Raw genomic sequence first — 12,725 nt, 5'->3', positions numbered from 1 at the left:
TAAGCTGCGAAGGGGGAAGTATCACAGCATGATTCATTTAAGAGCGATCGCTAAAAAAACAAACGTTAAAAAACCTGATTCTTTTCCCTTCAATCTTCCTTTAGTTAAAGCTTTTGAAGAAATTAACTTTCAAAAGCCTGTAACTTTTTTCGTTGGGGAAAATGGTTCTGGAAAATCAACAATGTTGGAAGCGATCGCTACAGGAATTAACTCAATCAGCGTCGGTGGAGAAGATATCCAGCGCGACAAAACATTAGATCCTGCTCGACAATTATCTAGCCAATTTAGGTTTATCTGGCAAAAAAAGACGGCACGAGGCTTTTTTTTAAGAGCAGAAGATTTCTTCAACTTTGCCAAACGAATTAAAACGATGAGTCAAGAACTCGAAGAAGAAACTTTAGAATATGAGCAAAAATTTACCGGAACTGGTTTGAAATTAGCCAAAGCTTCTGCACTCAAGCAGAAAGCCGGTTTAACTCAAAAATATGGTGACAACCTTGATGCTAACTCTCACGGAGAAAGCTTTCTCAAACTTTTTCAAGCACGCTTCGTTCCAGGTGGATTATATCTGCTTGATGAGCCAGAAGCACCACTTTCTCCTTTACGACAATTAGCATTTTTGTCTTTGCTAAAAGAAATGGTAAATCAAGATAGCCAATTTATCATTGTGACACATTCTCCGATTATTATGGCTTTTCCAGAAGCATCAATTCTCAGTTTTGATTCATCCCCACCAAAAGAAGTTGCTTATGATGAATTGGAACACGTTTCTTTAACGAAAGCTTTTTTAAATAATCCGCAATCTTTTCTTAGACATTTGTAGTAAGCGCTTCAGCGCTTAATATAAGCGCTAAAGCGCTTACTACGATCTTTTAATTCATCCCCACAATCTTCTACCAGCTTTCCCGTTTAATCTCTCGTGAGTATCTTTCAACAAAGCCGGAATATTCAACTTTTCTGGACATTTAGGTAAACACTCACCGCACTCTGTACACTTATTCGCTTTCATTCCACCGAACCAGTGACCGGCGTTTTCAAACATTCCGTAGCGATATTGTCCATAGTCGCTCATATCGTATGCTACAGCAAGATTCCGCAGGCGCAATACTTCTGGTATATTGATATTTGCTGGACAAGGTAAACAAGCATAGCATTGACTACACTTGTCAGTTGACAAAGCTGTATTTTTATGACTTTCTAAACGTTCAAAAACAGCAATTTCTTTCGATGTTAATTCACCGTCGAAATTAGCCGCTTGTATCGGTTCTAGCAATTCATCTGGGTTTGCGGCTCCCACACTGAGGGTGGTAATCTGAGGATTGCTGAGTAAAAAACGATAATTTAACTCTAAGGGGGAAAACGGTGAACACAAATCTTTGAGAATTTGAGGTGGGGTATAAAGCTTTCCTCCCTTATCAGCGGGGGAAATGATAAAAACACCCATATCCTTTTGACTAGCTAGCTGAATCGCTGGTGCATTTCTTTGGAAAAAATAGTAATAATGCAGATTGACAAATTCAAATAAATCTGTATTGAGAGCTGCAAGAATTACCTCAAGGGAACCGTGAGTAGAAAAGCCTACGTGTTTGATGCGGCGATCGCGCTTCGCTTCTTGCACTGCTTGCATACAACCATTTTTGGCTTGAACCCAGTCTAAATGCTCACTCGTATTTAAACCATGAATTCCCAAACAATCTACATAATCTAGCTTTAATCGCGCCAGAGATTCATCAATATAGCGACGCATCGTATCAGCATCGGGTGTGGGAGGAATTTTGGTGGTGATATAAAGCTGATTTCTAGGTATTTGTCCCGCAATCAACGCCGCACCAAGATATTCCTCACTGTTGCCATAGCCTCTGGCAGTTTCTATATGATTAGTTCCTGAGGCGATCGCTTTTTGGATCGTTAAGAGCGCATTTTCAAAAGAAGCCAAGTAACGCATTGTCCCCAAGGAAAGCACCGAGAGGCGCAAATTCGTTTTTCCAAAGCGTCGGTATTGCATATTTTAGATTTTAGATTTTAGATTTTAGATTGGGTAATAGGTAATGGGCAATGGGAACTTTTTTATGCCCGATGCCCTATTTTTAATCCAAAATCGAAAATCCGTCTTTGAAAGTTCTGATCGGAGGAAGCCTCCGCTCAGACTTTCCGCAAAATCCACGCATTGCTAGCTGTCAGAGCCGAAGCGCTTGATCAAATCTTCGGGACGGAGATTGGAAATAAATTCGCGAAACGCTTGCTGTTCGGCTTCATCAGCATCGCGATCCACGGGGATGGAAGCATCGGCGATCACTTCTTCCATAACCCAGATAGGGGCGTTGGTGCGGAGAGCGACGGCGATCGCATCGCTGGGACGCGCATCAATTTCTTTTTTGACATCGCCATGCTGGACAATCAAAGCTGCATAAAATGTGTCCTTTTGTAGCGAATGGATAATGACTTTCTCTAAAGTCATATTCCATACTTCGAGAATATTCACTATCAAATCGTGGGTTAAGGGTCTGGGAGGCTTTTGGTTTTCAAGCGCACCCATAATTGCCCTAGCCTGTTCTTGACCAATATAAATTGGCAAAGCGCGGCGATCTGAAGCATCTTTCAAAAGTACAATCGGGCTGCGGGTTATAGCATCTAATGCTATGCCAGCGACTTTCATTTCAATCATTGGCGAAGCCTCTACAATCCTTTGAGCGCTTGGTAGCTATGTAACAAATAGTACCCATTATCGGGGAAGACGGCGAAAAGAATAAACATAGGCATTTGTTTTCTATAATTACTTCTATTAAACTCCCTGCTAGTGGTGAACACTCCTCGTAAGTTAAATCCGTGTAGTTCAACAATAATCTTCTTAACCAAGTATGCCTTGTAAATGATATAAATGTCTTGATTTCTTTATGCAATAAATTGTCTAAAATAATACTCATGATTTGAAAATGCCTGTGAGAATTACGAGTTGATTTAAGTCAAAATTAGGCAATAAATAGAGTTAGTTTTGCGAAAAAGCCGTGTTTACAGGATTAATCCAGTCATTAGGAACGATCAAACCTTTAGGGGGCGATTCTTGGCAAATTACATGTTTACCCCAGTCACCTGAGTTAATTATGCAAGATTTAGCTTGTGGTGACAGTATTGCCGTCGATGGTGTTTGCCTAACGGTAGAAGAAATTTTAGAATGCGGATTTATCGCCACCGCTTCACCGGAAACTCTTCGCCGTACAACTTTGGGGAAACAATCAGAGCAGAAGTATGTTAACTTAGAAGCGTCGCTGCGAGTAGGCAGCAAAATCGGCGGTCATTTTGTCATGGGTCATGTAGACTGCACAGGACGAATGCAAGCGGTAGAACAAACTGCAACTTCTTGGGAAATGACTTTTATAGCAGAAAATGCGATCGCTCGCTACATTGTCCCTAAAGGCAGCATAGCCGTAAACGGCATCAGCCTAACAGTCGCCGAATATGAACCAGAACTTTCGCAATTCAAAGTGGCAGTTATTCCCCTCACCTACGCCGAAACCAATCTCCGCTATCTCCGTCCCGGTAGTTTGGTTAATCTCGAAGGAGATATTCTCGGCAAATACGTGGAAAAATTGCTTTACCCAGGCAACCGACAAAATACAGCTTCAGATTCCAACTTTGATGAAATCACACCCGCATTCTTAACAGAAAACGGGTATTTGTGAATGGGGAATGGGGAATGGGGAATGGGGAATGGGGAGTGGGGAATGGGTAATAGGTAATAGGTAATTGGTAATGGGTACTCCCTCTGTCCCCCTGTCCCCCTGTCCCCTTGTCCCCCTTGTCCCCCACTCCCTACTCCCCACTCCCCACTCCCCCTGTTCTAACTTCCCGGTTGTCCAATTATCCGCGCTGTCTGTGTAGCTTGAATCAACTGGCTAAGACCGCTGTCTAACTGTACGCCTGGGTCAGTTGCAACCCAGCCAAGGGAAGTCAGGTGACGCACTTCAAAGTGCAGGTGAGGACCTGTGGAATTGCCGGTGCTGCCAACTCGCCCAATTACGCTTCCCTGTTGGACTACCTGACCGGGTTGGACAAAGATTTCTGACATGTGACCGTAGAGAGTTTGTTGAGCGGAACTGTGATTGAGAATAACAGTTAAACCATAACCGCCTACCCAATCAGCAACTTCCACTTGACCAGTAGCAGCTGCTAAAATTGGTGTTCCCATCGCCGCACCCAAATCTGTACCGGCGTGGAAACGGCGATCGCCTGTAATCGGATGCACTCGCCAACCAAACAAAGAAGTAATCGGTGAGGGAACAGATAACGGGAACATCATTCCCCCAGGATTGACAGCGACTGCGCCAGTATAAGGAATTTGTGGTAATACTGATGCAAGTGGAATGTCGTAAGTTACAGTGCTGTCGCGGGGTGCAGTATTATCAGCCGTCATCGGTGCTGACAATTCCCCAGGCGCCGGCGCGATCGCACTCGAACCAACTATGGGGTTAGAATTGAAATTGCTGGGCTTGGGGATAAATCGATTCGGGCGAAAACTGCTTTTGCTGACACCAACAGAAGCAACTGGCTTTTCACGCCAACTGCCATTGTTGAGATTAATCGGACCAACCCGCGTAGAACGCCATGCGCTACGGCTGAGAGTGCTTGCAAGACGACGTGGTGGTGAAACGTTAGCGTATGCCGTTGTTTCTTGACTTCTTCTTATCCAACTCGGCGCTTGTTTACGTGTTACGTCGTTATTAGAATCGGCTACACGTTGATTTCCATAAGGAGTAATCGGTATTTTCGCGCAAATACCACCCGCACCTTGCGCTAAAATAGTCCGACAACCGTTAGAGCGTTCTGTAAGTACTACAGAATTCGGTGCTTGATAATTACTCGTCCCATCGTTTTTATAATCGTTGGGGTCAATATAAGCGTTATTGTAATCCTTTTTGCTGTCTGAGATGCTTGGTGGTCGCGAAACTTCTGAGGGTCTTTCTATGGTGCGAGAATTACTAGATGTGACTGAAGAATCTTCTACTTGTGGTTTTGTGTGTCTAATTCTTGCAGGCTTAACCCGCGAAGCTTCTACCTGCCGTCTGAAGCGTCTAGCGGTAGTATCCGGTTCAGAATCAACACTCGCTCTTGAGCGTCTGATGCGAGTCACAGGTTCATCAGACTCGCTTTGACGTGTTGAGCGTCTAACCGGCTCGGATGACTGAGAAACTTCTGTTTTATTGCGTAGTCGCTTTTTGAGTCTAGCTCGACGCTCAGAAAAATCCGGTGTCGCTTGAGTCGATTCTGTTGCAGAAGCACTGCGAGAGCGCACCACCTCTTTTTTAACTGGATTTGTAACTGCCTGCCGTGAATTTTCGACAGTGGGAACGATATTATCTATTGATGTGTCTACCTGAGCATACACAAAGCCTCCACTGAGAAGGCTGAAACTGCTTAACCAACACAGACTCTGTGCTGGTAAAGAAGATGCCAAACGTTTTGTCACAAGACATCGCTGTAATAACTTGTGCAAACGGCGATCGCCTAATTGATTGCGCTGCGTCATTTGTTAGAGTGCGTGTTGTGTGTAATTAGACTGGGGAGTAGGGAGTAGGGAGTGGGGAGTGGGGAGAGGGGGGGATGGGGGGATGGGGAGATGGAGAGAAAGAATTGTCCCCTATTCCCTATTCCCCATTCCCTATTCCCCATTCCCCATTCCCTATTCCCTATTCCAAGCGTCCCTATTCCAAGCGTCCCTTGTAACCCAAACTGATTGTACCGGGTTGGAGACAAATTTCTGGTGTTATTACTGTGTTATTATCAGAAGTTTGCATTTTGATTCGTAGTTCTCCTGTAGAAGTTACACCTACAACAGTCCCCGAATGATTTTTGATGTCTACTTTATCGCCCATATTCGTAAGCAAATTGAGATAATCTGACAGAAGTATATTTACTCCTTTTTCACAAAGGCACTCAACACCAAATTCTATTCCTAGCAAAACCTCCAAAGCTAGCATTTCCAGAGAATCAATTACACCTTTTCCCTCTTTCGCTTGCCAGAATTTCAGATTGATTCCGGTTTCTGGTACAGAGTTTGACCAGTTAATCCCCACACCAACCACTGCTTGTGTGATTTTTCCTTTGTGTACTTTGGTTTCAGTCAAAATGCCGCCTAGTTTACGGCTACTTAAGACTAAATCATTGGGCCATTTAATTCCGACATTCACGCCACATTTTCGCAATTGTTTCGCAATTCCCCAACAAAGCGCCAAAGTTAATTGGTAGCTGTTGCTTGCCTCTAATTGCGGGGCTATAGCTACTGAAAGATACAATCCGCCACCAAAAGAACTCCACTGACGCCCCCATTGCCCGCGTCCTGCCGTTTGTTGCGTCGCAATTACTACACATCCTGAAGCTGCACCTTGTTCTAGCAAGTCCCACACAGTAAGGTTAGTAGAGGCTACGGTGTCAAAAACATGTAGAGACAATGGTAAATATTTATGCTCACGCCTCATGAGGGCGGTTTCTAACTGTTGCCGATCAAATTCCACAGGGTTTACCGAAATCCCGTTGTACAAGTTAACATGAATTGGCTGAAGAAAGATTTTCTGTTTAGGTTTAGACCGAAGATGCACACTTGGAACTGGCACACTTGGGAAGGAATGCCTTACCTGACTTGCAGTCTACTAGAACGTTTACCTCACGGCTTTTTCACCCACCAGTTTTGGTCACGTTCTCCGCAAGAGTTAACTAAGGTCTTGCAACCAGAAGCATTAGCTTATCGCTTAAAACAGGTTCATGGCAACATCGTTCTCACACCGCAGGAAATTACTAGCAAGTTAAATGCGGGTGGAAATGATGTTGAAGGAGAAGGTGATTCTGCCCTGGTATTGGGAGACGGTTTGATGAGCGAAGAACCTCTACAAGCGTTGTGGGTAGCTAGCGCTGATTGTACACCGGTGCTGATTGCCGATGAAAAGACTCTTCAAGTGGCAGCACTACACGCAGGTTGGCGGGGTACGGCATCTAAGATTGTACCGCAAGCGATCGCCCGATTTATTGCCCAAGGCAGCAAAATCGAAAATTTACAAATTGCCCTCGGACCTGCGATCGCTGGCGAAGTTTACCAAGTTTCAGAACAGGTAGCAGCAGAAATAGGCGCAAGCATTATACCACATAATGATGAAAAAACTATTATTGATGCCATGTATCAGCTAGCAAATTCACCTTTATTACCCGATCCAAATCCCGGAAAAGTGCGGTTAGATGTGCGACGGGTAAATGCTTTACAGATGGAAATGTTGGGAATTGCATCTGAACAAATAGCGATCGCTCCTTATTGTACTTTTCAAACCCCAGATTATTTCTTTTCCTATCGCCGCGAAAAACAGAAGAAAGTTCAATGGTCAGGAATCGTCAGCATTTGAGAGAAAAAATGTAGTGAGCGCTGTACTCGCTCAAATCAAAGACTAAAATTCCGATAAAAATTCAAAAAAAAGCATAAAAAAGAAAGCGATCGCTTATGTGATTTACAAGTCTGTCTGCGAATTGCTCAAGTCTTGAGTTTTGCTATCTTACGACTAGCCATAGACAAAAAAATTAGTAAAATTCTTTCATGCGTCGAGACTCGATATTTTACAAACTGTTTCAACAATCCCCTACTTTACTATTTGAATTATTGACAAATCCTCCAATAAATGCAGATAGTTATCGTTTTGATTCAGTCGCTGTCAAAGAACCGAAATTTGAAATCGATGGAGTATTTCTCCCACCAGAAAACGAAAGTCCGGGTGTTGTGTATTTCTGTGAGGTGCAATTCCAGAAAGACGAAAGGCTGTATGAAAGGGTATTTGCAGAATCCTCGTTATATTTCTACCGCAACCGTGACAGGTTTAGCGATTGGCAAGCAGTCATAATTTATCCTTCTCGCAGTATTGAACAAAGTGAAGCAGTACGGTCTTGGGGTCTCCCCAAGTGGAGTAACTGCTGAACCCGGAGGGTGATATTTATCCCCATCGCTCATTTCTGAACGGTGGACAAGTGTATCGGATTTATCTAAATGAGTTAGGAGATATTCGTCAATTACCTCTATGGGTAGCGCTGATGGTGCTAACTACGGTAGATGAAGAGCAAGCACCGGAAGAAGCAAGGTATTTGTTAACAAGAACCCGTCAAGAAGTAGCATCTCCATCAAGTATCGCCATAATTGAGTTAGTTACAACGATAATGGTGTACAAGTTTGAACAATTAAGCCGAACGGAGGTAGAAGAGATGTTAGGAATTACACTCAAGGAAACGCGAGTTTACAGGGAAATTAAGGAAGAAGGACGACAGGAAGAGGCAGCTAATCTTGCGATTCGATTGCTAACTAAGCGATTTGGAGTACTTCCCCAGGAAACGCGATCGCACATTTCCAGCTTAACTTTGCCTGTTCTCGAAGATTTGAGTGAGGCACTGTTAGATTTTACTAGTGTGGCTGATTTAGAGGCTTGGTTAGAAACGCGATGATCAAATAGCCACAAACCAAGCCCTAGAGTGTGTTTTCGCTCTTTTTGACACGCTGTAAGTCGCCTATACAAACGCTCGTCTGCGATGTTCTGGGGACTGACAAGATGAAGTGCGGAATATGGGTTCAATTGACAAAGGCGATCGCTATTCCCTGTGCAGCGAGTACAAGCTGAACCAATTACTCAAACCCCTATTTTCAAAGTTCCGGTAATTTGCTGAGGACAGTGATTTAAGGTAGAAGTTAGATTAAGCCAGAGCATAAGCAGGTTGTAGTCAAAATGATTGATAACCTCAACAATTTGTTATTAGCGGGAATTAATTCGATAAAAGGAAACAAAAATGGAAGACATATTAAAAAAATAGATATTATTTTAGACCAAAAAAATATTTTAAAATTATTAGAAATTGTGGATGAAACACACGTTCATCCACAATATGAGTATATTGAAGTTTATTTTGGCTCGTGGAAAAGTTTTTTTCGCAACAAAGCTGGATTAATAGTTAGCGGTGCATATTCTGGGAAGAGAGAATGTAAAAGCTTAATCGAAGGTTTAAATCAATTGGGTGCTGAACGTTGGAAAATTGTTCATTTTGAAAGTGTTTTGATAGATATTAATGATACATATACTTTAGGAACTTTAGACTATAACCATAATTATTCTCATCTTTATGATCCAGACGGTTTTTATTTTAATCGTGGAAATAATTATAAGTATTTTCATAAAAAAAGTTATATTTTAGAAATAAAAGCCACTCCTTTCTTTAACCAAACTATACTGGATTTTCATTCGGGAACTTCAAATAATTTATATAAATCTCCAATAATCGAGAAAACCAGAGAAGAAGAAGCATTAGAAGAATATGAACACGATACGTTATTCAAAGAAGAATTAAATTTAAGTGCAAGAGCCTATGCTTGCCTGAAAATAGCGGATCTAGCATCAATAGAAGGTTTAGAAAATTTAGGATATTCTTCTAAAAGTAGAATAATGGAAATAGCAAATATGGAACAAGATGTGGCGGAGGAGATTATGCAATGGTTCAAAAATTTTTGTGGAATTGAAATAGCTGAAGAAGACTAAACCTAGTGAAATAATGGTGAGCGGCAATGTATACACAATATTTATTTTGAGCATCACATCCTGTTTTTGCTCTCCCTGAAGACGAATTAAATTGCCACGGAAGAGATAGCGATCGCCCCTTTTCCCCACACACATTCCTTCCGCAACGATAAAATCACTAAGGAGTCACCTATTCTGCCTTAGTAACGATGAAAGCCGAACTCACCCCAACTACTCTTCAACTTCCCGAACTATTAGCACCGGCAGGTAATTGGGAATGCGCTAAAGCTGCTGTAGAAAACGGTGCAGATGCGATTTACTTCGGTTTGGATCGGTTTAATGCGCGAATGCGGGCAGAAAACTTCACTGAGGCAGATTTGCCGGAATTAATGCAATTCCTGCACCGTCGGGGAGTCAAAGGCTATGTCACTCTAAATACGCTAATCTTTCCCCAAGAACTGCGAGAAGCACAGCAATATATCCGCTCGATTATTACAGCGGGGGTAGATGCAGTAATCGTTCAGGATGTAGGAATTTGCCGTTTAATTCGTCATATTTCCCCAGATTTTCCTATCCATGCTTCAACTCAAATGACTATTACCAGTGCTGCTGGTGTGGAATTTGCGGAGTCATTAGGGTGTAATTTAGTTGTCCTCGCTCGTGAATGTTCCCTCAAAGAAATCGACAAAATTAAGCAGCAAACCTCGCTACCTTTAGAAATCTTTGTTCACGGTGCTTTATGCGTCGCTTATTCAGGACAGTGTTTGACGAGTGAAGCTTTAGGAGGACGTTCGGCAAATAGAGGTGAATGTGCCCAAGCTTGCCGGATGCCCTACGAGTTAATAGCAGATGGAGAAGTTGTAGATTTAGGCGATCGCAAATATTTGCTCAGTCCTCAAGACTTGGCTGGATTAGAGGTTCTGCCAGATTTACTGAAGTCAGGTGTAACTTGTCTGAAAATTGAAGGGCGTTTGAAAGCGCCAGAGTATGTTGCTAATGTGACTCATGTTTATCGGCAAGCACTTGATCGGGTGATGGAGTTGGGACAAGGAGGACAAGGAGGACAAGGGGACAGGGGGACAAGGAGACAAGGAGACTTGGGGACAAGGAGACTTGCGGGAATTTCTTCCCCTGCTTCCCCTGCTTCCCCTGCTCCCCATCCCCCCCTCTTTCCGTCCCCCCCTTCCCCCCACTCCCCCTCCTCTTCCCCGGAACGCTACAACTTAGAAATGGCGTTTTCACGCGGTATTTATACAGGGTGGTTCCGTGGAATTAACAATCAAGAACTGGTTCACGCCCGTTTTGGGAAAAAGCGCGGAGTATACTTGGGGGAAGTTACTCGCATTCGCAACGAACAGGTAATTATTAAACTGTCAGCGCCTGTTAAACCTGGTGATGGTGTTGTTTTTGACTGTGGACATCCAGAGACAAAAGAAGAAGGGGGTCGGATATATGCAGTGGAACAGAAGGGTAAAGAAGCTATACTCACGTTTGGGCGGCGTGACTTGAATCTGCAACGAGTGCATGTAGGTGATAAAGTATGGAAAACTAGCGACCCAGAATTAGATAAGCAATTACGACAAAGTTTTGCTGGGGAAAATCCGCAATTTCAGCGTCCCATTTCTGTAGAGGTTTATGGAGAAGTGGGAGACAAGTTAATAGCGATCGCTCGTGACGAATTAAGCCATGTCGTTCGGGTAGAATCGACAATACCACTAGTTGAGGCACACACCAAACCCTTAACAAAAGAACGTTTGCACGAACAATTCGCGAGGCTTGGCAATACTCCTTTTTGTTTAGCAGACTTGACAAATCACCTAAAAGATGCAATAATGCTGCCCGTAAGTGAATTAAATCGGATGCGACGGGAAATTGTGACGCAGTTAGAGGTTAGGCGATCGCTTCCTAAACGCTGGCAATTTAATCAAAACGCAACGCTAGCAGATTTAATACCAGCTAAAGAAACTATTTCACCAAGTTCGTCAAACCTAATTGTCTTAATACGAAACTTAAACCAACTGCAAGCAGCACTCGATGCGGGAATTGAAACAGTTTACTGTGAATTTGAAGATCCGCGTAAGTATCGCGAAGCGGTGGAGATGGTGCGTCAAGGGGATAGAAAGACAAGGGGACAAGGGAGACAAGGGGACAAGGGAGACAAGGGCGACGGGCGTGGGGACAAGGAGAATAATTCTTCTTTCCCCCCCTTCGGGTTCGCCAGTCGCCTCAAACTCCTCCACCCCCGCACGGCGCTGGACTCACCATCCCCCCCTCTTTCCATCCCCCCTTCTGCCCCTCTCCCCCTTCCCCCCACTCCGCAAATTTGGCTAGCGCTACCGCGAATTACGAAACCTGGGGAAAACTGGATTTTGGAGCAAGTACGCGCTTGCAAGGCTGATGGTTATCTGGTGCGGAATTATGACCATTTACAATTCTTTGCACAAGAACGCTGTATAGGAGATTTCTCTTTTAACGTTGCGAATGCTTTAACAGCAGATTACTTTAAACATCGCTTTGGTTTAGAAAGGGTGACGGCATCGTATGATTTAAACATTACCCAACTACAAGACTTACTTAATAGTTGTCCTCCGCAATGGTTTGAGGTAACAATTCATCAGCATATGCCGATGTTTCATATGGAGCATTGTGTCTTTTGTGCGTTTCTATCTCAAGGGACAGACTACACCAATTGCGGCAGACCATGTGAAAAGCATGAGGTGAAAATTAAAGATAGGGTAGGGTGTGAACACATTTTGCAAGCGGATGTCGGTTGTCGCAATACAGTATTTAATGGCACGACTCAAACAGGAGCCGAATACGTACAGCGGCTGATAGAGCTTGGTTTACAAGACTTCCGGATTGAGTTTGTGAATGAGACACCCGAAGAAGTGACGCAAACGATACATTGCTATCAACAACTGTTGCAAGGTGAGATTACAGGTTCTCAACTTTGGCGAGAATTAAAGCTGCAATTTCGGCAGCTTGGTGTGACTCGGTGGGAGCGTGGATAGTTGATAGTGGATAGTTGATAGTGGGAGCGTTGATAGTGGATGGTGGGAGCGTGGCAATTTTGTTGAGGGGAAAAGGGGAAATGCCCAATGCCCTTTGAAGAGGGGGAAAGGGGAAAGGGGAAAGGGAAAATGTTGAAATATTTTCACTTCTCTTCGACTGATTTTATATGACTCCATCCCCCTTTCC

Annotated in this window: 11 protein-coding genes and 1 pseudogene; 6 read left to right on the top strand and 6 right to left on the bottom strand. The window is 43.5% G+C overall.

Features of this window, described 5'->3' with window-relative positions; translation table 11 throughout:
* The first annotated feature begins 28 nt into the window (after window positions 1-28).
* Window positions 29-823, top strand: a complete 795-nt coding sequence (locus PI95_RS25350) for an AAA family ATPase (protein WP_039743296.1) — start codon at window positions 29-31, stop codon at window positions 821-823.
* Window positions 824-877: 54 nt separating this feature from the next.
* Here PI95_RS25350 and PI95_RS25345 read toward each other — a convergent pair whose 3' ends face one another.
* Together PI95_RS25345 and PI95_RS25340 are read right to left on the bottom strand one after the other, a co-directional pair.
* Window positions 878-2,005 carry an aldo/keto reductase gene (locus tag PI95_RS25345; RefSeq protein WP_039743295.1) on the bottom strand — a complete coding sequence of 376 codons (1,128 nt, stop codon included), beginning with the start codon at window positions 2,003-2,005 and terminating at the stop codon, window positions 878-880.
* Between the two features lie 165 nt (window positions 2,006-2,170).
* On the bottom strand, window positions 2,171-2,665 hold the full coding sequence (locus tag PI95_RS25340; RefSeq protein WP_039743293.1) for a bifunctional nuclease family protein: 495 nt from the start codon (window positions 2,663-2,665) through the stop codon (window positions 2,171-2,173).
* Window positions 2,666-3,005: 340 nt separating this feature from the next.
* Here PI95_RS25340 and PI95_RS25335 point away from each other — a divergent pair, with 340 nt between their 5' ends.
* The gene (locus PI95_RS25335) at window positions 3,006-3,680 is read left to right on the top strand and encodes a riboflavin synthase (protein ID WP_039743291.1); all 675 of its coding nucleotides are present in this window, start codon (window positions 3,006-3,008) and stop codon (window positions 3,678-3,680) included.
* Here PI95_RS25335 and PI95_RS25330 read toward each other — a convergent pair.
* From PI95_RS25330 to PI95_RS25315, 4 genes are read right to left on the bottom strand one after another with little or no spacing between them, the layout of a single operon-like run.
* The gene (locus PI95_RS25330; protein WP_163519186.1) at window positions 3,657-3,821 is read right to left on the bottom strand and encodes a hypothetical protein; all 165 of its coding nucleotides are present in this window, start codon (window positions 3,819-3,821) and stop codon (window positions 3,657-3,659) included. The genes PI95_RS25335 and PI95_RS25330 overlap by 24 nt on opposite strands.
* A gap of 17 nt (window positions 3,822-3,838) precedes the next feature.
* The gene (locus PI95_RS25325; protein WP_039743289.1) at window positions 3,839-5,524 is read right to left on the bottom strand and encodes a M23 family metallopeptidase; all 1,686 of its coding nucleotides are present in this window, start codon (window positions 5,522-5,524) and stop codon (window positions 3,839-3,841) included.
* Window positions 5,521-5,667, bottom strand: a complete 147-nt coding sequence (locus PI95_RS25320; protein WP_163519185.1) for a hypothetical protein — start codon at window positions 5,665-5,667, stop codon at window positions 5,521-5,523. The genes PI95_RS25325 and PI95_RS25320 overlap by 4 nt, the downstream gene beginning before the upstream one ends.
* 32 nt (window positions 5,668-5,699) lie before the next feature.
* Complete coding sequence (locus PI95_RS25315; protein WP_063842334.1) at window positions 5,700-6,509, bottom strand: biotin--[acetyl-CoA-carboxylase] ligase; 810 nt, start codon at window positions 6,507-6,509, stop codon at window positions 5,700-5,702.
* Window positions 6,510-6,587: 78 nt separating this feature from the next.
* On the opposite strand from PI95_RS25315, the gene pgeF reads away from it, so the two are divergent.
* From pgeF to PI95_RS25295, 4 genes and pseudogenes are all read left to right on the top strand, one after another.
* Window positions 6,588-7,385, top strand: a complete 798-nt coding sequence (gene pgeF / locus PI95_RS25310; protein ID WP_039744083.1) for a peptidoglycan editing factor PgeF — start codon at window positions 6,588-6,590, stop codon at window positions 7,383-7,385.
* 188 nt (window positions 7,386-7,573) lie between these two features.
* A pseudogene (locus PI95_RS25305) lies at window positions 7,574-8,466 on the top strand (Rpn family recombination-promoting nuclease/putative transposase).
* A gap of 278 nt (window positions 8,467-8,744) precedes the next feature.
* On the top strand, window positions 8,745-9,548 hold the full coding sequence (locus PI95_RS25300) for a DNA-directed RNA polymerase subunit alpha C-terminal domain-containing protein (protein ID WP_039743286.1): 804 nt from the start codon (window positions 8,745-8,747) through the stop codon (window positions 9,546-9,548).
* Window positions 9,549-9,736: 188 nt separating this feature from the next.
* Window positions 9,737-12,538: a U32 family peptidase gene (locus PI95_RS25295; RefSeq protein WP_163519184.1), complete on the top strand. Its 2,802-nt coding sequence runs from the start codon at window positions 9,737-9,739 to the stop codon at window positions 12,536-12,538.
* Window positions 12,539-12,725: the final 187 nt, after the last annotated feature.

This window comes from Hassallia byssoidea VB512170, assembly GCF_000817785.2.
GTDB classification, from domain to species: Bacteria; Cyanobacteriota; Cyanobacteriia; order Cyanobacteriales; family Nostocaceae; genus Hassallia; species Hassallia carrinoi.
Note: the sequence above shows the minus strand (reverse complement) of the source record. Positions and strands in the feature narration are given on the sequence as shown.

What these genes read in the sequence shown, in the direction of transcription:
- PI95_RS25340 (WP_039743293.1), bottom strand. Translation starts at nt 2,665, where the DNA reads ATGATTGAAATGAAAGTCGCTGGCATAGCATTAGATGCTATAACCCGC.
- PI95_RS25350 (WP_039743296.1), top strand. Translation starts at nt 29, where the DNA reads ATGATTCATTTAAGAGCGATCGCTAAAAAAACAAACGTTAAAAAACCT.
- PI95_RS25295 (WP_163519184.1), top strand. Translation starts at nt 9,737, where the DNA reads ATGAAAGCCGAACTCACCCCAACTACTCTTCAACTTCCCGAACTATTA.
- PI95_RS25300 (WP_039743286.1), top strand. Translation starts at nt 8,745, where the DNA reads ATGATTGATAACCTCAACAATTTGTTATTAGCGGGAATTAATTCGATA.
- PI95_RS25320 (WP_163519185.1), bottom strand. Translation starts at nt 5,667, where the DNA reads ATGGGGAATAGGGAATGGGGAATAGGGAATAGGGGACAATTCTTTCTC.
- PI95_RS25345 (WP_039743295.1), bottom strand. Translation starts at nt 2,005, where the DNA reads ATGCAATACCGACGCTTTGGAAAAACGAATTTGCGCCTCTCGGTGCTT.
- pgeF (WP_039744083.1), top strand. Translation starts at nt 6,588, where the DNA reads ATGCACACTTGGAACTGGCACACTTGGGAAGGAATGCCTTACCTGACT.
- PI95_RS25325 (WP_039743289.1), bottom strand. Translation starts at nt 5,524, where the DNA reads ATGACGCAGCGCAATCAATTAGGCGATCGCCGTTTGCACAAGTTATTA.